Below are 21,418 nucleotides of genomic sequence, written 5' to 3' on the forward strand. Positions count from 1 at the left end.
CTTGGTCGGCCTGCTTGCGCCTTTAACACCGTAGTGGCCGTTTTGGAACCATAACCACATGGTCCGTCGCGAATGCTGTCAAACGGCCAGGTGATTCGAGAGAGTTTGGGTCGAGGCAACATCATCAACGTTCCCTTGTTCTACGATCTCGCCGAGCTTGAGCACCATAAAGCGATTAGCGACCGACAGGGCAAAGTCGAGGTTCTGCTCCACAAGCAAGACCGCAATGCCCAACTCATCCCGTGCTCGGATAAGGACCTCGCCCATGCGGTCGACCATCGCAGGCTGCAACCCTTCACTGACTTCGTCAATAAGCATCAACTTTGGCTGGGCGATTAGGCCACGCGACATCAACAGCATTTTTTGCTCACCTCCAGACAACGTTCCGGCCCGCTGTTTTAGGCGCTCAAGCATTCGGGGGAAAAGGGTTTCGAGAGAAGGCAGGCGCTCGTGAAAAAGCCGGTTCGAAGCTACGCCCAGCCGGAGATTCTCTTCGACCGTCAGATCGGGAAAGAGCGTGTGCTCTTGGGGGGTATGAGCCACACCGGAGCGTGCCATCATGTGCGGTCGGATGTTCGTAACATCATCCCCGTCCAGCGAGACAGTACCGCTGAATGGACTTACGAAGCCCATGATCGTTTTCAGCAGGGTGGACTTACCCATACCGTTCTTTCCTAGCACAGCGACTATCTCTCCCTTGGAAACGCTCAGTGAAATGTTTCGCAGTACAGCAGCTGTGCCGTAACCACTGGTGAGCCCCTGGACGCTCAGAAGCTCTTGGTTCATGCTACCGCCTCCTTTTTTAGGCCTGTATAGGCAGCTTTAACCAAGTCCGACGCCACTACCTCTTCAACAGTCCCTTCCATCAAGATCGCACCTTGATGCAAAACGACTACTCGATTGCAGATAGCACGCACGAAGTCGAGATCATGCTCTATAAGCATAATGCACAAGCCGAATTCCTGCGTCAGGCGCGTGAGCACCGCGCCGATGGCCATGCGTTCAGGCCGGGTCAAGCCTGCAGTCGGCTCGTCAAGTAGGAGTACTGAAGGCTCAGTTGCCAGCACCATCGCCAGTTCCAGTCCCCGCTTCATTCCGTGCGATAAGTTACGCGTCTCCTCCGCTAGCATCTTATCGAGGCCCGTGGTCTTCAGAATGTCTAGCGCTGGCTGGGGAAGCGAAACGGTTTCGCGCCTGTCGAACAAGTTTGCGCCATCGACACGATACCGAGCCAACTGAAGGCATTCACCGACAGTCAGAGTGTCGAATAGATTTGTATTCTGGAAACTGCGTCCCACCCCAAGTCCAACGATATCTTGGGGCGATCCCCGCGCTATTTCGACGTTGTTGACTCGAACAGCGCCGCCGGTGCGCTCGTTGCCATCACTAATGCAACGCATCAATGTCGTCTTACCAGCCCCGTTGGGTCCAATAATTCCCAGCAGCTCAGTACCGTGCGCATCCAAGTTCACATCACGCAGGACCTGTAAGCTCCCATATCGACGAGATACTTGGCTCAGGCATAGGGGCGGCGCATCTCCGAAAGACGCATGCAGCATCCGGCCTGCGGGTGCCGGGTTAAGCCTGATCGCGTGAATTTTCGGGACACGCTTGGGACTAAGCTTACGCCATAATGCGCCTATCAACGGCGCCAGCCCTCGGGGCAGGAGCACAATGACCAAAACAAAAGCGACGCCTGTCAAAAGCTTCCAGACAAAGGGCATAGCGCCGGAAAGCCATGAGGAGATTGTATCGATCCCGATCGCCGCGAAGACCGGCCCCAGTAACGTGGCCCTCCCGCCCAGTGCGGTCCAAATAAGTAGCTCCGTGCCCAGTTGAAATCCTGCCATTTCGGGAGCAACAACATTGGAGAAAGCCGCATAGCCGAAGCCCGCTACAGACGCCACCATGCCGGCGAATACCATCAACATAGTCTTGATGCGAGAGACGGGGATGCCCAGATAGGCGCTACGCTCTTCGTTCTCACGTATGGCTATGAGGACCCTACCAAAATCGCTACGCACCAAAAGCCAGCCGGCCGTAGTCGTGAGCACCAAAAAGCCCCCTGCAATCCAGAACCAAACTTTCAAGTCCCAGTAATATGTAGGGAATCCTGAAAGCCCGCTCGATGATCCCGTAAAGCTGCCTCCTGAATATATTATCTGAGTCAGCACAATGGGCAATGCTAGCGTTATTATGGAAGAATACAGAGGCGATGAACCATGAAAGAAAGCCAGCCATCCAACAGCAGCAGCAACGATTGCAGCCGTGCTAAGCGCAACAGCGAGCGCGGCAAGTGCCCATCCAGGACCAAATCCGTAATGGGTAAAGATTAGTCCGCAGGCATAAGCTCCAATGCCGAAAAAGGCCGACTGACCGAATGTTAGAACACCCGTATACCCCCAAAGTATGTCGACAGTCATCACCACTGCCGCCACAAACAATGTACGGATCAGAATATTTGTCAGATAGACATCGAGGAAGAGCGGCGCTACAGCGATGATGGCCAAGCCTGAAAGGCACCCAATCAATGCAGCACGATGTGTGTAAGACATAGAAAGGCGATTATCAGGCACGGCTAAACCCCTTCGGCTTTAAACGCAGAATCAGTGCAGCAAGAACAACGATAGTCATGCCGCCGAGAATGGGACTGATGTAGGTGCTAACAAGGACCTGCGATCCACCAAGTAGCAGCGAAGCGACCAACAGGCTCGGAAACGAAACACCCGAAATCATCACTAACATAAAGCTGTTCATCAACCAAGGCAGCCCCATGTTTGGATCGACCGAGAGCAATGGGGTGATTAACGCTCCGGCTGCGCACGCTAGTCCTGCACCCAAGCCGAAAGTTATGGATCGAACATTCGCGCTATCTATACCTAAGCCCCTAGCCAGCGGTTCATTGGCAATGACTGCACGTGCATTCAATCCGAAGCGGGTGAAACTCAACAAAGCACTAAGCGCAACTGCCAACACTATGGCAATAGCTAGCATGGCCAGCCGATATCCAGAGTATTCACTTCCAAAAATATCTATCGTACCTAGGATCGGCGAGGGCGCGAACTGCACGCCCCGCCCGAAAGTCAATGCAAATACTTGCCCGATGACAATGCCTAGCCCCCATGTGGCCAATATCGCATCCAAGGGCCGATGATAAAGCGGTCTGATAATGGTTCGTTCAATCACCAGCCCCGCCAAGAGCCCCAAGATGGCTGCCGCCGGGACAGCAAGCCATGGGTTGAGGCCAGCAGCGCCGACAAGATAAGCTATGTATCCGCCAGTGGTCAAAAATGCTCCATGAGCAAAATTGATTAGCTTCATTACACCGAGGATGATCATGAGGCCCGTCGAAACCACGAACAAAATTGCGGCGGTCGTCAAAACGTCAAGCGCTAAAGCCTCCACGTTGTGTCTCCCGTTACTTGTTAGCGAATTGCGGACACTGTTCGCCCGGGTCGACATTTGGGAACGATTTGACAAGCTGAACTGAACCATCAGCAGCGACGCGGCCCAAATACATATTGAGCGACGCATGACGTTGCTTATTCATGAGGACGGAGCCGCGGGGCCCTTCCACTGTCACTTCTCCTAGCGCTTGTATAACAGCAGCAGAATCAGTCGAACCGGCCTTTTCGACAGCCGCCGCGTACGCATATATGGCTTCGTACTGCGGCACCGACAACTCGTTCGGCGTCTCGGTGCTGCTTCCAAACTTCTTCTCGATCGCCTCAAGGAAGGCTTTATTCGCATCAGTCTCTAGGCTTGAGAGGTAAGATGCGACAATGTATATCCCCTCGGCGTTATCCCCCATGCTTTTGGCTGTGCCTTCATCGAGAGCGTAGTTACCATAGGGGATCGAGATACCTGCAGCGCGCAGCTGTCTGGTGAGCGTCACATTTGGCGCGCCGCCGGCCGTTGACGTAATCAAGGCGTCCGGATTGGCCGAACGTAGTTGAGAAATGACTGCGGTCCAATCTGATCCATCCATCGGCAAGTACGCCTCGCCCACCACACTGCCTCCTTTACTCTCGACGTACTCTCGAGTGTACTGCAGCATGCCGCGACCAAAGGCGTAATCGCTGCCAATCAAGAAAAACTTCTTGGCCTCGTTCTCGGCCATAAAATGGTCGACAACCGGGGCGACCTGCTGCTCTGGCACCCAGGCATTGATGTACATCCAAGGAGAGCATGAACGTCCTTCGTAAAATGACGTGTAGATGAGGGGGACCCTGCCGCGATTGACGATTGGTAAGCCAGCATTTCTGGCAGCCGTAGTTTCCATTGCTACAATGCCGTCAACTTTCCGTTGAAAAACGAGACTGTCATAGGCGCGCTGAGCGCCCTGGGCTCCTGATCCATCATCAGCAATTTCAAGCCGCAGCTGACGCCCCAAGACTCCCCCTTGCGAATTTATCTCCTCGACAGCTAACTCCGAGGCTTGGACGACCGAAGGTGCAACGACACTGTTTGCGCCGCTCAGACCTACTGGTATACCTATTTTTATAGGGTCGGCTGCATATGCTGAAGCTCCAACCGAGAGACCGATACCAAGTAAAAGTGTACGTATTTTCATTGCTCTGCCTCTAACTTTGTCAGGCTAATTGGATATCTGCGCCTAAATTCTCGCCGTATACATCTGTTCGTCTATCTGTTAGCGGGTGATTGACACTGTTCCAGCTGGGTTCGCGCCTAGGGTCCATATCCACTTCCCCGACGAGGATCTTTTCTTCACTTTCAGAGCACGGCCCGGCTACAGGCCAGCCTGAACGATTGATGATTACACTATTCCCTAAGAATCGTTGCCCACGCTCGATGCCCACCCTGTCAGCGCATGCAATGACTATCGAATTACTGTGAGCCGCGGCCATATGAAGAATGTTTGCCATTATTGGGTGGCCTGCCGGTTGCTCTGGCATGGGCACCCAGTTGGTTGGCACACATACTATCTCTGCACCTTGGCAGGCCGACAGACGAAACATCTCAGGGAACCAACCGTCATAACAAATAACGACACTGATCCGGCCCACTAGAGTATCGAACACGGGTAGACCACGATCGCCCGGCTCGAAATAGAGCTTCTCATCTGCCCATAGGTGAAGCTTGCGGTAAACCCCTAGCACTCCTGAAGGGTCGATGATAACTGCGCTGTTATAGAGACAATTTCCGTCGCGCTCTACTAGCCCGGCGACGATTGTCACTTCTAGCCGGCGAGCAGCTTCGGCCCAGGCATTAGTAGTAGGCCCTTCAGGCACACGCTCGGATAATGTAAGAGTTTCGTTCCGCGACTGAAATATATAGCCGGTGCTGCATAACTCTGGCAAAACTATCAAGCGAGCGCCGTAGCCGGCAGCCTGCTTAATCAGGTCGATGCTGCGTGTGACGTTGTGCTCGACCTCGCCAAACTTTGGCTCAAACTGGATGCAGGCAATTTTCAGCTTTTGTGGGCTCTGGTCGAGACCAGAGTGACCAAGGGGACTAAGCACCAGATCAGCTCCTCCGACCGGTCGCGCGCCGAGATAGCGCACTACAAAACCAAAACACAACCGCTACCGCTACCGCTACCGCCTCATAAGGGATAATTGAATTTCCCAGATGATCACTGAATATTTCGCTACCGATATATCAAACGAATCAAAACGATAGCTGCGCGATCCTGACATAAGCAACGGGCGTGCCACCCAGGTAAGCGAATGAAACATCCCTGATTTCGGGGCCTTAACGACCGAAAGTACGCGAAACGAAAGGCTTTTTCGATTGCGTCTTCCTCGGTGGCCGCTCCGATTTAGGTCAAGCGACGCACCGGAGTGGTACATTGATCGGCAAGGTTGCGCTCAAAAGTTGCATGGCCTGTGTGGTGGTCAACCAATCCCGGAAAGTGGGTTAAGTTTGTCTTCGGCCACCGCAGGCGGCAGCCCGTTGTCGAATTGATGTAGTGGTCTACTGATTCCGGACACCGATTTAGGCGAAAATCCTCGCCATTAAGAGGTGTCCGATGAGCAAGCAACGCCGTACTTTTTCCGCCGAGTTCAAACGCGAGGCAGCTGCCTTAGTGCTGGATCAAGGCTATAGCCATATCGAGGCCTGCCGTTCGTTAGGCATCATGGACTCGGCATTACGCCGCTGGGTTAAGCAACTCCAAGACGAGCGCCAGGGGGTTACCCCAAAGAGCAAAGCGCTGACACCCGAGCAGCAAAAGATTCAGGAGCTGGAAGCCAGTATCAACCGGCTGGAGCGGGAGAAAGCGATATTAAAAAAGGCTACCGCTCTCTTGATGTCGGACGAATTCGATCGTACGCGCTGATAGACCAGTTAAGTGAGCAGGAGCCGGTAGAAGTGGTCAGTTCAGCTTTCGATGTAGCGCGGTCGTGCTATTACACCCATCGCCTTCGCCGCCGCCGCCGCCGCCGCCGCCGCCGCCGTATCGATGTTCGTCGTATTGCGCTGCGTAGTCGGGTCAACGAATTGTTTAGCCAAAGTCGAGGCTCAGCTGGTAGCCGAAGCATCCTGGGCATGCTGCGCGAGGAAGGCATGACGATCGGCCGTTTCCGTGTGCGCCGGTTGATGCGTGAGCTGGGCCTCGTCAGCAAGCAACCGGGCTCGCACGCATATAAGCAGGCAACAGTTGAGCGCCCGGATATCCCGAATTGACTGAACCGCGATTTCGCTGTCCAGCGCCCGAACCAAGTGTGGTGCGGCGACATCACCTACGTTTGGGCGCAAGGTCGTTGGCATTATCTGGCCGCGGCGCTGGATCTGCACACGCGTCGGGTGGTTGGCTGGGCGTTCTCCGCCAAACCGGATGCCGAGCTGGTAATCAAGACCCTCGACATGGCCTACGAACAACGCGGCCAGCCACAACAGGTGCTGTTTCATTCGGATCAGGGCAGCCAGGGCGGATTCAACCGGTCGTCGCAACACCTTTGATCGAGGTGTCTATGGGGCGACCCGCAGGGTGGATGCAAGCTTTGACGGGACAACTCGCCGATGGAGCGCCTGTTCCGCAGCCTGAAGTCAGAATGGATCCCGGCAACAGGTTATCTGACAGCCCTAGAGGCCCAGCGAGACATCAGCCACTACCTAATGCACCGCTACAACTGGATCAGACCGCATCAATTTAACGACGGGCTACCACCTGCGGTGGCCGAGGAAAACTTAACCCACTATCCGGGATGGATTGACCACTACAGACCTAGTAAGGCTCTCGCAAATCGAGACCATTCTTTCCCGCCGAAGCCAGCTCAAGCCAATGCGCTACTCGTCCCCCTTCTAGCCGCGTTGGACGTACCGGGAATTAGGTTCGTTTACAGCAGATGAACCAAAGTCGGCTTTCAACAAAGCAGGCACCACACAAATAAGCTAGATTCAGGCCGTCTCCGCAGGCTGGCTCACTAGAGCCAATGCCAAGGCCTTTGCTCCACCCAAGTCCAAATGCATCGTGGCGTAAGACTGCATGAGTAATGCTGGCGGAAGCACCCAATCCCATTTTTCTTGAGCCATGTTCTGTACGTCCGCCAGAACAGCGGATTCATCAATACCGTCCCACTCGGCGATCTCACGCAGCTTGCTTTCAAGCGACGTCCGATCTCCCTCAACCTCGATGACAAACCCGCTGTTCTCACTGGCTAGTCCGGTGTGCGTCAACAAGATGGCTAGGGCATCGTTTGTCCAATCGCCTCGCCAGCTGAAAAGGTAAGTCTTACCTCCGCTTTCGGTCATGCTCGAATGTGCCAGTCCAAGGTCCGAAAAAGCGCTACGTGCCTGAGCTAGTAGCTCTTGTGCCGTAGTATCAAGATAGGGGTAGACGTCCGCCTCCAACAAGACGCTCCTCATCTCTTGCCGAACCCGATCATGTACACGGGCTCCAAGCCCGTCAAAGGACGGGGGAGCACCACCGGGATCGGATCTCACGACAACGACCTTGGCCTCAGTGTCCACGCTCGTCACCCGCCAGCGGCGCCCAGCAAAGATGATTCGCTGATCGACGGTCAATGGCCTGGAGACGGGCAATGCGCCAAGTGGTTTCCCATCGCATACCAGGCGGAACTCTTCATTACTGACAAATGCACTGTAGAAGTCGTAGTGGTTGATCAGGCGTTCCCCCACTACGCCCGGCAGCAGGAGCCCCGATGTTTCCTGGGTTATCAAATCGCGCTCACCGAGGGCACGAAGCAAACTGAGGAAGCCGCCCTGCTCCACCCCAGTGAACGGACCACTGCGTATCAAGGTGCTCCACAGCTCTGCAGCTGTAGCTCCACCCCGCTGGGCTATCACCGAGAGGCACTGCTGTACCAGCGTCGATAAATGAAGACCATGAACACGAGGAGGCTCGAACCAGCCCTGCATCAACAACCGGATCATCGCGATGCTTTGCAGCAAACCCTGGCGAAGTCGATCCGACAGGGGCGAGCCATCGTCTAGCTGACGCTCCTTACAGTAACTTCGGAGAATGGCTGCCTCTCCCGGACGGCGTCCGGATCGCCCCAAGCGTTGACGCAAGCTAGCTACCGATGGCGGAGCCCCGATCTGCACTACCGTCTTGATGCTGCCGATATCGACCCCAAGCTCCAGCGTGGTAGTGCAGACTGCGGTGGCAGGCCGGTCACCGGCTTTCAGCGCTTTCTCGGTTTCCTCTCGAATGTCCTTCGCCAAACTGCCGTGATGCGGCCAGAACTCGTTCGGTACACCATTCTGCTCGCAACGGCGCCGCAGATTGTCAGCGAACCACTCAACCTGAGTTCGACTGTTGGGGAAGATCAGGTTATTGCTGCCGCGTAGGACCTGAAAGAGATGCTCTGCGATGGCATGGTCCGGAGAAAAAACATCGTCACCTTCAGGCTGTACCGGGAGCGCTTTCTTGGACTCCACATACCCTCTGATCTGAGCCTTAAGTATCTGGCCGCTACCCTTGGATTCGATCACCGACACATGATGAGGGGCATTGGGACGCAAGAAGGCAGCAGCCAGCGTCATGTCGCCCAACGTGGCGGAAAGACCAACCCTGGGCAGGGGGCGATCAATGATTGTTTCAACACGATGCATGAGTGACTGCAGCTGCTTGCCTCGCTCACTGCCGATAAAGGCATGGAGCTCATCCACCACCAGGTACCGCAGGTTGGCAAACAATCCCGCTAGGCTGGTTCCCTTGTTCACGAACAGAGCTTCGAGCGACTCCGGCGTGATCAACAGAATGCCTTCCGGGGACTTGAGGAAGCGATGTTTGCGGCTCGCTGAGATATCCCCATGCCAAGCAATGACAGGAAGCTCAAGCTCATCGCAAAGCCTCGCCAAACGATCCCACTGGTCATTGATGAGAGCCTTCAGCGGGCTGATGTAAAGCACCGCCCCAGGCTTTTCCGTGTCCTGCAGGAGATTGGTAAGGATGGGCAGAAACGCGGCTTCGGTTTTGCCTGCAGCTGTAGCCGCCGCGATGATGACATCCTGGTCGGCCCCCAAGAGCGCAGGGATAGCACGCTCCTGGGCATCGCGTAGGGAGGTCCAGCCCTCGGTCCATATCCAGCGCTGGATTCGCGGTTCAAGGAGTTCGAAGCCAACCGATTCAGAGCTGGAAGGTGGCAAGCTCATCGTCCGCATCCACTTGGATATCGGCCTCACCGCCTCGATCCGGTGCAATCTCCACGGCACCCAACAGGGTCCGCCAATCAGCGTCAGGATTCTGCTCCAACACCGCTAGCAGGCTGATGAATGCGGTAATGGTCGTCCGCGGGGTACGGAAGTAGGCCTCACCCATCCGCTGGTTGCAGTGGGCCATAAACAGCGGCAATGCTTCGTCGGGTAGCAAATAGCGCTCGTTCACGCCTGCCGCGTATACATGACGCAGTTTCTGCAGCAGCACGTAGAAATCCTCAGGTGTCAGACTAGTGAGGCGTATGACAGGGCCGGACAGATCTACCAGCCCGGACTTGGCGAAGTTATTTTCAGCCAGACGCGACTGCAGCGCCGGATAGCTGTAGAGGCCGCGGCGAGTATCCATGAGAAATTCGGGTGTACCGCCCAACACAAAACCAAGCCCCTCAGCAGAGCCCTGCAGGGAGTCATTGAGGATACGAAGAATCTGCTCGTAGTTAGCGTTACGAGCTTGGGTGTTGGAAAGTTTGTACAGGTTCACCAGCTCATCGAGACATACCATCAACCCGCTAAAGCCGGCCAACCGAACAAATCGAGCAAGCAGCTTGAGCTGATCGTAGACCGACGCATCGTCGACGATGGTTCGCACCCCCAGTGCGGTGCGGGCATCTGTCTTGGTAGTGAACTCGCCACGCAACCAGCGGATAGCATCGGCCTTGAGCTGCTCGTTACCCTCTTCGAAGCCTTTGCAATAGGCCGCGATTACATCAGCAAAGTCATAGCCGTTGACCATCTCTGTCAGTTGGTCTAGATGCTCGCGAATCACAGCCTCACTGTCTTTGCCGGACGCTTTGGCTTCCGTCTTGGCCTGTGCCACGAATTTCTCGACTATTCCTTGCAGAGCGCCGCCATCAGGCTTAGTTCGGGTGGACATATTCTTGGCCAATTCGGCATACAGCGAGCGAGCCTGGCCACCAGTAGCATGGAGACGACGATCTGGGTTCAGATCGGCATGCATGGTGACGAGCTTGCGCTCCATCGCGATAGAACGAACCAGGTTGAGGAAGAATGTCTTGCCTGCACCATACTCACCGATCACTACGCGGAACGCGGAACCGCTTTCCGCGAGGCGCTCCACATCACGGATGAGTGCTTCCAGCTCCCCGACACGCCCCACTTGAATCAGGTGCTGGCCTGCACGGGGAACGACGCCGGCGCGCAGGGACTGGATGACCGCATCGCGGTCCTTGGCTCTGATGCTGCTCATAGCGGTAATTTGTCCATAATGTCAGGGTTGACTTCGAAGGGGTCTTCCCCCTCGGTGACTGGCATATCGAAATGCTCAAATGCCATGTCGTTGATCTGCTCCAATGCTCCGTCGAGCATGAGCTCCATATCGCTTGCAACGGCCTCCAACTCGTCATGAGACCACTCGGTACGGGATACGAGTACACGCAGGAAGGCTGAGTGATCGGCGTCTAAGCCACAAATGGAGGAAGTATCCTCAACAGTCTCTTCCACAACTACGTCATCTGGCTCAGCAGGCTTGTCGTCAACGAAAACCTGAGCCAGCAGCGCAGATACCTGTTCCGTTTCACGCTGCAGCTGAGCGATGCGCTCCTGGTCCAGAGCAAATCCGCCAACGGGCTTGGACGGACTTGCTCCGGGTATGGAAGGCGTTGTCTGCGATGAGCCAACGGAGCTGCCACTGGAGGCCACATGAAGGTCGCTGTACAGCGATTGCGGATCCAGCTGCAGGGTCTTGTAGACGCGCTCCAGCAACTTCACCTCTGCGGGACTAACCTCGCCGTCGACCTGCGCCAAGTGAGCGAGAAAAGCCGCCACAACCCTCTTCGCCGGCTCGGCCAGGGGCTCCAGTTTCTTCTTCAGGCTCTGCAGGGTTGGTGGCTGGTTAAGCTGCAGGCGCAGGTGGGCCTTCAGGCGCTTCCGATGAGCACCGCTCAGGTGACTCCAAGAGTCTATATGCTGGGATAGCAGCATAATTTCCTGCGGCGACGTGTCACCATCGGCCGCAGCCACAGCACAAGCAAGGTCCAACGTAACAGAGGCGGCGCTATAAGCCGGCGAAGACCGCAGATCACCATCGTCAGCCTGGGTCGCAAAGAGCGCCACATTGTCCTCAGACTTGGGTGTTCGGCTGCCTGTCAGCACATCCGGCTCGATACCGATGTGTAAAAACTCCAGCGCGCGGGCGAGCGTCAGAACCTTTTCTCGCGACAGGCTACCTGCACTCTGCAGTCGTCCTGCCAGCTCACCGAAGCTCATGACCACCATGCCGTCGCCGATGCGTTGCTTTAGCTCGGCGAGCGCTGTTCGAGCTGTTGGCGGCCACAGGTTTACAGGCAGCTGTAACAGCCCTTCTAGTGCATCAGGAGTGTCGGGGTTGCGGCCGAGATAACGACTGTAGGGCTCCAACTGCACCGTGCATTCGTCAACCAACTGCTGCAGCTTCTTCCGAGCTGCGCTAGTCGCCGTGACGTCAGGAATACCGGATAGGCCATCCAGTTCTTGGGGTGGTAGACCCGCAGAAGCGGTGTTGTATTGGAGTCTCAGACGGGTCTTGTTCTGAGGGAGCACCATACCGGCGCCATAACGTTCCTCGTAGCGCATGCAGAACAACTGGGCGAACGCTTCTTTACAACGGGTTACGGGTGTTCGCTTCCCGACGTTGTGATCAGACAGCACCCAGGCCAACGCCCAGTCAGCCGGCATTGGTTGCTTGTCAGCCGCCAACTGACCCAGGCCAATACGCAGCTCTACAGGCATTTCGTAGCCGTAAGGTAATGGTGCCGGCGGCGCCTTTTGATAGCGCCTGGCGAGTATTTGGCCTTGGCGGAGGAAGTCTACGAAGCGACTGGCGTAGTTATTGAAAGAGTTATTCTTGCCATAGATCGAGAGCAGCCGCTCTACCTCGGCAATTATGATAGGTATGTCGCCCGCCGCAGCCTGATCCGTCTTGGCGTCGACAAAAACCCTACGCTCAAGACCGTAGAAGAATAGGAACACGTAGCCGATGTTGGCATGCGGAGCCTTACGACCACTGGATAGCCATTGCAAATATGCGCGGCGGGCCTCAGGAGAGATGCTGTCGTAACTGGGCCAGTAAGAGGTGAGACGCTCAGATATATCGACGATGCCCCGTGCGACCTTCAGTTTCGGGTTGATCAGTGACGGTTCCGAAGGTCCATTGCGCCTGTTTTTATCTTCGCCGACGTAGATCAGACCAATTGGGATATTTTCGCCCGCCACTTCGATGCTTTCGCCAGCAGAAAGCCACCGCACGTTGGCACTATTCAGGTTCGCCGGCGCGCTCGGAATTCGGTGGGAAGACCGCTCAGTGGCCTCCAAAGTTACGGTAAAAAAGCCAGAGTCGTCTCGCTTTGCCGAAACCTGCCGGGGCGACGCCGAGACTTGCGCAGGAGCAGAGGGCTCATTTAGTGGCGAGACCTCATCCAATGAAAACGTCAGGCCGGTGCTTATGCCGAGGTCCGAGGAACTTGAACGAGTTCCCCCTTGAGGTGGCCGCATAGTTGTTGCCGAAGACATGACTGACGGTTTGCTGAAGGCCTTTATTACTAGCCACCCGCCTATGCCGACAATGAGTGCTCCGCCCAAGAAAACCCAAACACCCTTGGGAACGGAAGCTAGCCCCCCAATCACTAGGGCACACAGAACCATCGCTCCAGATACGCCAGACTTGCTGCTGCGCTTACGCTTCCCTGCCATCGCTTCGACTCCCTATACAAGCATGCTGGCCATTTAGCAGTATCGGCAATTCGGGTGCATCAGCCAATACCTCACGCCAAGCTACATGTTGAATCTCTTTATGATGTTATCCAGATGTGTTCCGTATGCACTGGTGAGATGGCGGCTCGATGCGAGCCGGGCGGCCACGGGGTAGAATTGATGAGCAGGCACAGCGCCGTCCGCCCTACTACGTCGGTTGCCTCGCGCTGAGCAGTAACTGCGCTAACCGTGCCAGATTACGCGCATCGTCGATGGCCCTGTGATGCTCACCCTCCCAGGAAAGGCCCATGTTTTCCACTGCACACTTCAGCCCTAGCGCACGGCAAGCGAAAATCTTCCAAAAGCACTTCTTTAGATTGATATGACGCGCCGGATCCAGCAATACATCTACCCCTGCTCTGAAAGCGTCCTCCTTCAGCTGGTTTCGGTCGTAATCGCCCCAAGAGCACCAGCGCCAGCCTTCTGTATTTCGCGGCCTCAGCCAGTCACCAAGCTGATCTTGTACCTCCGCGAAACGCTTTGCAGTATCGACGTCAGATTGAGATATGCCGGTCAGCCCCGTGCAAAACTCAGTTAGCGTGGGGCGAAGTAGCGGTCGGACAAACTGTCCGAAATGATCGACAATCCTGTACTCCAACTGAACATCCAACAGCGCGATGCCAATTTCGATCGTCTCCATCTCGTCGCGCTGGACCTTCAATACGTGAGCGTTCCGGGCCGCCTCGTTTAGGCCGGCAGGGTATTCATCGCAAGTCGCTTCCAGATCCACGCAAAGTAACCAGCGACTTTCTCCAATTTGTTGACGAAGCGCATCAAGCTGCCCCCAACGCTTTACCTGCATGACACCCCGCCCTTCTTTTCCTCAGAGGATATAAACTTACGAGCATCAGCACGGACCGTGGGCTCAGTTTTATAGTAGTGACACGAGAAACGGATCACTGAATCGTTACCGGGGTTGCGTGTATGCCTTTTGCCCTCTGTGCCAACAGCCAATCCAGTGACAGGCGCCCGTCTTCTTTGAAAGTCACAATAACGTACAAGCTGCCCGTGGCGGTAAACAGCGCCCAAAAACCGCCTTGCTCATGAGCTTTCAGTACATCTGAGGTCCGAACCCGGTGACCGTCCTGGAACCTTCCATACACATCCGCCCGCACGTGACGATGAACCACGCCGATACAACAGCCTGCGATTAAATAAGCGTCCGTGAGATACGCCGTAACTTCCCTACCAAAACACATATCCATTGCTCGCGACAACGCGTCAGATACATCACGTGTTTGGTCGATACTTCGTTTAGTTGAACTCATCACGTCAGCACCCAAATTCGGATCAAAACTCGTTGCCCCCCCCACTAACGGCTAGCTGTCCAACCAATAATCGTCTCGAGCAATACGCCCAAACTTGTAGTCTTCATGCTGCGGGGCGTCGCCAAACAAATGATGTATGCGTCGCTCCTGTCGCAGGTACGCCAAGGTCATGAAGAAGCAGGTTTCACACATCCGTACGCGATAACGCTCACCGTCATGTCGCGCGCCGTATCCCCAGTGCGCTTGCAGCACACCGAACTGTTCGCCGTACCCAGGCACTCGCATGGAGGTACCACAGACGTCGCAAGGCACATCGGGGTGTCGGTTGTCTGGTACGTCCATGCCCGCCAATATCTGACGACGCATCAAAAAATCTTCAACACAGTAGTGAGCTCGGCGCTTTTGCGAGCCCCTGGGCCAGCAAGCACATATCGCGTATTGCGCGTTCTGAAAATGCACCCATCGGCAAACTCAATCAGTTGTGTTGTACGCACCCAGTCACCCTCTTGGAAACGGTTGGCACTGTCGTACAACACGCGGCCGGCATACACCATCGCGGGCTGTTGCCCGGCCGCCTGTAACGTTTCTCGTATCGCGTCAGGCACGATGAGATCGATCCAGATCCAGTCACGCACAACACAGAAAGGCACCTCGTCAAGCAACGCAGCCGCTGAACCACGCGCGCACGCCTCTGCTAACGACATCTCGATACCAGGCATTACCTCACCCGGGGCGTATAACAAATGAGATACTTTCTTTAAATCGTCCATACCATCTCTCTATCTGAGCCATAGATGTCTAGAGGCAGAATCTGGGCAAAACGTCCCTACCTTGACAAACCTACCAAGTATGAAAAGCTTGTTTCCCAATGAGCGTCAGTTCTGACTATTAATATATGGCCTGAGTCTAAAAGGCGAGCAGCGCAACCCCATCAACCTCCATTATTAAACTAAGTACCTTATTCATCGATGCAAGCCTATGGCATCGCCCCACTACGCTCAGTATTGGACAAAAAACAGCAACCTGAAACCAATGCAATAAAATAATCCAGCTCCAACCACTGCTCGTCAAGCACTTTTAGAAAAGAAAAAGCCAACCACTGACCATCGGTATTTGTAATACGTATATATTGACAAGGATTGCCAGAACTCACGCACCAGAAGAGCAAGAAAGATAATCCTTATCGGACTTACCCTAGGCGCGGCCAATGACTATTTGAGATCAAGACATATCTCCACGGACGATGCGAGGCTGATCCAACCGGCTCGGAGTCGTCTTTTCGAATTTTGAAATTTCGCACCGTTGGTAATCACCACAAGCGAGGCGCGTCTGTGACGCGGAAGGGTACCGCGACTCCTCGCGACTGCTTAAATTGCAAACGAAAGCGGATGACCTGAGTAATTTGTAGCGAGGGGCAGGTTCGAGAAAGTCTGCGTACGCTGAGATCTGCTCACTAACATCTAGCTGCCTATCTAGTGCACGCACGAAGCGCGTCACGCGTCGAGCTGTACGGCGGGGCCACAAAATGATGGAAATTATGGCTCAGCAATAATTATGGCTGAGCCATAATTCCATATAACCGCAGCGTCACGGAAAAACCGCAATTATTTACAGCCTGCAATTGACCATGACAGCTGCCCCTCCAACGAGGGGATAGACTAAGTAGGTTAGCTAACTCGGGGCTGTGGAGATGATCGAGGATCGCGCCAATGAGCTGTTCATCAGCGCCGCTAGCATCTGGGAAATCGGCCAAAACGCGATGGGCAAAGCCAGCTTTCAGTTCGATACAGGAGTACTAAGAAGGTCTCTTCTGGACGGCGACTACAAGGAGCTGTCCATGACCAGCCGACACGCCATTACGGCTGCGGCCTCGCCTCTCCTTCACAGCGCCCATTTGATCGGATGCTCATCGGACAAGCCGCTTCGGAAGGCTTCATCCTAGTAACCAATAATCATGCTATAGCGAAGTATTCGGGGCCAATCAAGCACGTCGGTTGAATGCGCCAGCCTTCGATACCCTGTCGTAACGGGATGTCTAATGACCATACAAGCCGTCTGCCTGCCTGAAAAGTGTCCGGATGGCCGTGGAATCGGTGTCCGGATGCTCGTGGAATGAGTGTCCGGGTCAGCGTGGAATCACTGTCCGGATGTGCGTGGAATGGGTGTCCGAGTCAGCGTGGAATCCGCAATCAAACGCTCCGGCTACGGGCGCGAGCTAATCGGCTTGGGCATCAAGGAATTCGTCAATCACAAGCTGATTAGCGTCATCGATATTGACGCGCCGTTCTAACTTCATCTGCACATCAACGCAAACATCAATACCTGATGCAGCCAGCCTCCATGATGAAAAGCTCAAGGGAGCTGGCTGCATAGGCAACCCTGGCGCGAAGCACGGCGCGTTCCCAGCTGATCCAGAAGTGAGCTGCAAGGGCGTGGAAATATGCACACGTGCCGGAACCAATAGCGTTATATTGACATATATGAATATTGCGAATAGCCTGGACTCGTAACCCGCGCTAGAAACCTCAGGAGGCACCCCCCATGAAAGATTCCAGCGATACCCATCCGAATCACCTTCCCGACAGCAGCTACGGCCTGTTTATTGACAACCAGTGGGTTTCGGACGAATACGGTGAAACCCTCGACATTATCAACCCCGCCAACGGAAAAATTCTCACCAACATCCCAAACGCCACAGCTGCCGACGTCGACCGCGCGGTGCAGGCCGCACAGCGCGCCTTCATGACCTGGCGTACCACCTCACCTGCGGAACGCGCCAATGCGTTGTTGAAGATCGCCGACCTGCTGGAAGCCGATGCCGATCGGTTCGCCGTTCTGGAAACCCTTGATGTAGGTAAACCCATTCGTGAAAGTCGCTCCGTCGACATCCCGCTGGCAATTGATCACTTCCGCTACTTCGCCGGCGTAATCCGCAGCCAATCGGATGAGGCGGTCATGCTGGATGAGCAAACACTCAGCATCGCTCTCAGTGAACCCCTCGGAGTTGTGGGCCAAGTGATTCCGTGGAACTTCCCGCTGCTTATGGCCGCCTGGAAGATCGCTCCGGCCATCGCAGCGGGTAACACCGTAGTCATCAAACCTTCCGAGCTGACCCCGGTAACCATCCTCGAACTGGCGAAGATCTTCGCTAAGGTACTTCCAGCCGGCGTGGTCAACATCGTCACAGGCTTAGGCACCACAGTTGGGCAGGCGTTACTGGATCATCCGGACCTGCGCAAGCTTGCCTTTACCGGCTCGACGCGTGTCGGCGAACTCGTCGCCAATGCGGCAGCGAAGAAAATCATTCCCGCCACCCTTGAACTGGGCGGCAAGTCGGCCAACATCGTTTTCCCCGATGCGAACTGGGACAAGGCCGTGGAAGGCGCAGTCCTCGCCATCCTGTGGAACCAAGGCCAAGTCTGCGAATCCGGCGCACGGCTGTTCGTTCACGAATCCATCTACGAACGATTCCTAGCTGAGCTCAAGCATAAGTTCGAAGCTGTACGTGTGGGTGACCCACTGAACCCGGACACCATGATGGGTGCACAGGTCAGCAAGTCCCAGATGGAACGGATCCTCGGCTACGTCGATATCGCCAAACAGGAAGGCGCTGAGGTACTGATCGGCGGCGGTCGTCTCACAGGTGCCAATTACGATGCCGGCTTCTTCATCCAGCCAACGATTCTGGTCGGTGTTCGCAACGATATGCGCGTCGCCTACGAGGAAATTTTCGGCCCTGTTCTGTGCGTCATTCCTTTCAAGGATGAAGCGGAGGTCATCGCCATGGCCAACGACTCCGAGTACGGCCTAGCCGGTGCAGTCTGGACCCAAGACATCAACCGGGCGTTACGTGTGGCACGCGCGGTGGAAACCGGACGTATGTGGGTAAATACCTACCATGAGATCCCTGCCCATGCCCCCTTTGGTGGCTATAAGAAATCTGGCCTAGGACGGGAAACTCACAAGTCAATGCTGGAAGCCTACAGCCAGAAGAAGAACATCTACGTCAGCCTCAACGAAGCACCGCTCGGGCTCTTCTGACCTCCTTGAACCATATTTTTTTGACTTATAACATCGAATATCTTAGATATGCAGGTAAGCAAAATGACACACTCAGAACTTTTTAAAACCACTCAGCTGGGCCCATACACCCTCAAGAACCGTATCGTTCTGCCGCCACTGACGCGTTCACGCAGCTCTCAACCCGGCAATATTGCGAACGACCTAATGGCCACATATTACCGTCAGCGCAGCGGTGCTGGCTTCATGGTGACCGAGGGCACACAGATCGAACCCCGAGGACAGGGTTATGCCTGGACACCTGGCATTCATAGCCCGGAACAGATACAAGGCTGGCGTAAGGTCACCGACGCTGTTCACGCCGAAGGGGGGGTGATCTTTGCTCAACTTTGGCATGTGGGCCGCGTGTCGCACACGTCGCTGCAACCCGGTGGTGAAGCGCCCGTCGCGCCATCAGCCATCCGCGCGGACAACGTCAAGGTGTTCATCGAAACTGGCCCCGGCACGGGTACACTGGCCGACCCTTCGACCCCACGAGCCCTGTCCACCAAGGAGGTAAAGGAACTGGTTGAGCTCTACGCCCAAGCAGCCCGAAATGCTTTGGACGCAGGTTTTGACGGGGTGGAGCTTCACTGCGCGAATGGGTACCTGGTAAACCAGTTCATTTCGGCGCATACCAACCAGCGTGATGATGAATATGGCGGTTCGCTGCAGAACCGTCTTCGCTTCCTGCGCGAAATCACCCTCGCCGTTGCTGGTGTCGTCGGCAAGGAGCGCGTTGGCGTTCGCTTCGCCCCGCTGTTCGCGACCACAGACGAAGACCGCGTCTACCTTGGCCTGGTCGAAGAAGATCCTCACCAAACCTACATCGAGGCAGTGAAGATCCTCGAGGAAGTAGGCATTGCCTACCTGTCGCTCGCCGAAGCCGATTGGGAAAACGCACCCGAGCTGCCTGAGACGTTCCGGGAAGCTGTTCGTAAGACCTTCAGCGGCAAGATTATCTATGCCGGCAAGTACACCGCTGAACGAGGAAATCGCGTGATAAAAGCTGGCTGGGGCGACCTGATCGCTTTTGGCCGCCCCTTCATTGCGAACCCCGACCTGCCCGCTCGTATCGCCAACAACTGGCCGCTTAACCCAGTTGATCCAAGCAGCATGTACGGCGGTACCGATAAGGGCTACACCGACTACCCGACTTACAAATCCTAAACGCTCAGAGCCACGCCCCATAACTCAGGGGCGTGGCTCAGCGTTTGCTGACCGAGGAAGTTAAGCATGTACCAACCGAGCACGATCCCCTACCAAGAGCATAGGGGATTCAAACGAACCTTCAGGCAGGGTCATCTAAGCCTTGGGCTGTTCTTTCCCCTGGAGGCTTTCGAAGGTGATACACCGAGCATGCTAGATCAGGTCGCGCTGGCCAAACGTGCAGAGGCACTTGGTTTTTCGGCGCTCTGGTTTCGCGACGTCCCGCTCAGGGACCCAAGCTTCGGTGATGTCGGCCAGGTTTTCGACCCTTGGGTGTATCTGGGCTACATCGCAGCCCATACAACAAAAATCGCACTAGGCACCGCCTCCATCGCCCTTACTTTGCGTAATCCCTTGCACACGGCAAAGGCCGCAGCGAGCATTGATCAATTGAGCGGAGGTCGCTTGCTCCTGGGAGTAGCCTCTGGCGATCGTCCCGTGGAGTTTCCCGCATTCAGCGTTGATCCAGAACAGCGTGGCGAGACCTTTCAAGAAAACCTCAATGTGATACGCCAAGCCCATCGAACACACTTCGAGCCCATTCGCTGGAGTCACGGCGAGTTACTGGGGGCCGATCTCGTTCCCAAACCTACGACTCGGGAAATACCGCTATTCGTAACCGGACACAGCCGCCAGCCGCTCGATTGGATCGCGCGTGAAAGCCATGGATGGATCAACTATCCACGTCCGCCAAAAATGCAGCGACTCATCGTGGAAGATTGGCGACAGGAAACGGCTAAACAATGTGGCACTATCTACAAGCCGTTCTTGCAATCGCTGTATATCGACCTGGACGAACACCCATCCACGCCACCCTCGCCTATCCATCTAGGATTCCGACTGGGACGTAACCACCTGCGGGCCTTGCTGGATACACTTCAGGAAATCGGTGTAGATCACGTCATCCTGAACCTCAAGTATAGTAAACGCCCCGCAGCAGAGGTTATCGAGGAACTTGGCAAACATATCGTCCCGCAATTCGGCGCACAGGTGCCCGATAGTCCTACCTGACAGGACAATAGGATTCCAGTCCAAACCAGCCCGTCATTGCGACGGGCAGGCGCGCAGAGATCATGGCGAAGCCTTCCAATTTGATGCGCGAATCAGGAAGATATCTAGATATCGAAAAAAACAGGTCTCAAAAAATTCATGACTATTGACGTCAACGAAGCCCTGAAAGCATTGGCGAACCCGATGCGCCTTGCCATCCTCAATTGGCTCAAGGATCCCAGGACAGTCTTTCCCGAGCAGGAAGTCGACCCAGAAACGGTAGGCGTGTGCGTCAGTATCATCCAAGAGCGCACGGGCCTCTCGCAGTCAACGACATCGCTTTATCTCGCAGCTCTACAGCGCGCGCAATTGGTGACATCGCAGCGGATCGGCCCCTGGACCTACTACAAACGCCACGATGAGAATATCGATGCCTTCTTCAAGGCGCTGCAAGAAAGAATCTAGGGCTGCACACCCTTGTATTTCTGACTGATTTCAGT

At 55.3% G+C, this 21,418-nt stretch carries 16 protein-coding genes and 1 pseudogene; 6 read left to right on the forward strand and 11 right to left on the reverse strand.

Annotated elements, in window-relative coordinates:
- Positions 1 to 78: 78 nt before the first annotated feature.
- From GYM54_RS09180 to GYM54_RS09200, 5 genes are read right to left on the reverse strand one after another with little or no spacing between them, the layout of a single operon-like run.
- Positions 79 to 786 (reverse strand): ABC transporter ATP-binding protein, encoded by a 708-nt coding sequence (locus tag GYM54_RS09180; RefSeq protein WP_197446069.1) that lies wholly within the window; start codon positions 784 to 786, stop codon positions 79 to 81.
- Complete coding sequence (locus GYM54_RS09185; protein WP_197446070.1) at positions 783 to 2,576, reverse strand: ATP-binding cassette domain-containing protein; 1,794 nt, start codon at positions 2,574 to 2,576, stop codon at positions 783 to 785. The genes GYM54_RS09180 and GYM54_RS09185 overlap by 4 nt, the downstream gene beginning before the upstream one ends.
- A complete protein-coding gene (locus tag GYM54_RS09190; RefSeq protein WP_197446071.1) occupies positions 2,569 to 3,405 on the reverse strand; it encodes a branched-chain amino acid ABC transporter permease in 837 nt (278 codons plus the stop codon). Before GYM54_RS09190 ends, GYM54_RS09185 begins: the two co-directional genes overlap by 8 nt.
- 13 nt (positions 3,406 to 3,418) lie before the next feature.
- Positions 3,419 to 4,573, reverse strand: a complete 1,155-nt coding sequence (locus GYM54_RS09195) for a substrate-binding protein (protein ID WP_197446072.1) — start codon at positions 4,571 to 4,573, stop codon at positions 3,419 to 3,421.
- Positions 4,574 to 4,592: 19 nt separating this feature from the next.
- Positions 4,593 to 5,483 carry a nitrilase family protein gene (locus GYM54_RS09200; protein WP_197446073.1) on the reverse strand — a complete coding sequence of 297 codons (891 nt, stop codon included), beginning with the start codon at positions 5,481 to 5,483 and terminating at the stop codon, positions 4,593 to 4,595.
- Positions 5,484 to 5,992: 509 nt separating this feature from the next.
- Between GYM54_RS09200 and GYM54_RS09205 the strand changes: the two are divergent.
- A pseudogene (locus GYM54_RS09205) lies at positions 5,993 to 7,173 on the forward strand (IS3 family transposase); the annotation flags it as partial.
- A 189-nt stretch (positions 7,174 to 7,362) separates the two neighbouring features.
- Here GYM54_RS09205 and GYM54_RS09210 read toward each other — a convergent pair.
- The 6 genes from GYM54_RS09210 to GYM54_RS09235 all read right to left on the reverse strand — a co-directional run bounded on the left by GYM54_RS09210 (position 7,363) and on the right by GYM54_RS09235 (position 15,430).
- Positions 7,363 to 9,582, reverse strand: coding sequence for a DEAD/DEAH box helicase (locus tag GYM54_RS09210; RefSeq protein WP_197446074.1), 2,220 nt, complete (start codon positions 9,580 to 9,582; stop codon positions 7,363 to 7,365).
- Entirely contained in the window at positions 9,557 to 10,852 is a 1,296-nt protein-coding gene (locus GYM54_RS09215; RefSeq protein ID WP_003291459.1) for an ATP-binding protein, read from the reverse strand. Before GYM54_RS09215 ends, GYM54_RS09210 begins: the two co-directional genes overlap by 26 nt.
- Positions 10,849 to 13,332 (reverse strand): TerB N-terminal domain-containing protein, encoded by a 2,484-nt coding sequence (locus GYM54_RS09220; protein WP_197446075.1) that lies wholly within the window; start codon positions 13,330 to 13,332, stop codon positions 10,849 to 10,851. Before GYM54_RS09220 ends, GYM54_RS09215 begins: the two co-directional genes overlap by 4 nt.
- 208 nt (positions 13,333 to 13,540) lie before the next feature.
- Positions 13,541 to 14,194: a 3'-5' exonuclease gene (locus GYM54_RS09225; protein ID WP_197446076.1), complete on the reverse strand. Its 654-nt coding sequence runs from the start codon at positions 14,192 to 14,194 to the stop codon at positions 13,541 to 13,543.
- 517 nt (positions 14,195 to 14,711) lie between these two features.
- On the reverse strand, positions 14,712 to 15,026 hold the full coding sequence (locus GYM54_RS09230; protein WP_003291462.1) for a hypothetical protein: 315 nt from the start codon (positions 15,024 to 15,026) through the stop codon (positions 14,712 to 14,714).
- Entirely contained in the window at positions 15,026 to 15,430 is a 405-nt protein-coding gene (locus GYM54_RS09235; protein WP_049326336.1) for a hypothetical protein, read from the reverse strand. The genes GYM54_RS09230 and GYM54_RS09235 overlap by 1 nt, the downstream gene beginning before the upstream one ends.
- Positions 15,431 to 16,350: 920 nt before the next feature.
- On the opposite strand from GYM54_RS09235, the gene GYM54_RS09240 reads away from it, so the two are divergent.
- The 5 genes from GYM54_RS09240 to GYM54_RS09260 all read left to right on the forward strand — a co-directional run bounded on the left by GYM54_RS09240 (position 16,351) and on the right by GYM54_RS09260 (position 21,383).
- On the forward strand, positions 16,351 to 16,602 hold the full coding sequence (locus GYM54_RS09240) for a hypothetical protein (RefSeq protein ID WP_003291464.1): 252 nt from the start codon (positions 16,351 to 16,353) through the stop codon (positions 16,600 to 16,602).
- Between the two features lie 599 nt (positions 16,603 to 17,201).
- Positions 17,202 to 18,701, forward strand: a complete 1,500-nt coding sequence (locus tag GYM54_RS09245; protein ID WP_003291466.1) for an aldehyde dehydrogenase family protein — start codon at positions 17,202 to 17,204, stop codon at positions 18,699 to 18,701.
- 63 nt (positions 18,702 to 18,764) lie between these two features.
- Positions 18,765 to 19,889 carry an alkene reductase gene (locus GYM54_RS09250; protein ID WP_015275826.1) on the forward strand — a complete coding sequence of 375 codons (1,125 nt, stop codon included), beginning with the start codon at positions 18,765 to 18,767 and terminating at the stop codon, positions 19,887 to 19,889.
- Positions 19,890 to 19,955: 66 nt separating this feature from the next.
- Positions 19,956 to 20,939 (forward strand): LLM class oxidoreductase, encoded by a 984-nt coding sequence (locus tag GYM54_RS09255; protein ID WP_015275825.1) that lies wholly within the window; start codon positions 19,956 to 19,958, stop codon positions 20,937 to 20,939.
- A gap of 138 nt (positions 20,940 to 21,077) precedes the next feature.
- A complete protein-coding gene (locus GYM54_RS09260; protein WP_015275824.1) occupies positions 21,078 to 21,383 on the forward strand; it encodes a helix-turn-helix transcriptional regulator in 306 nt (101 codons plus the stop codon).
- Positions 21,384 to 21,418 lie beyond the last annotated feature (35 nt).

Source organism: Pseudomonas sp. MTM4, from assembly GCF_019355055.1.
GTDB lineage: Bacteria > Pseudomonadota > Gammaproteobacteria > Pseudomonadales > Pseudomonadaceae > Stutzerimonas.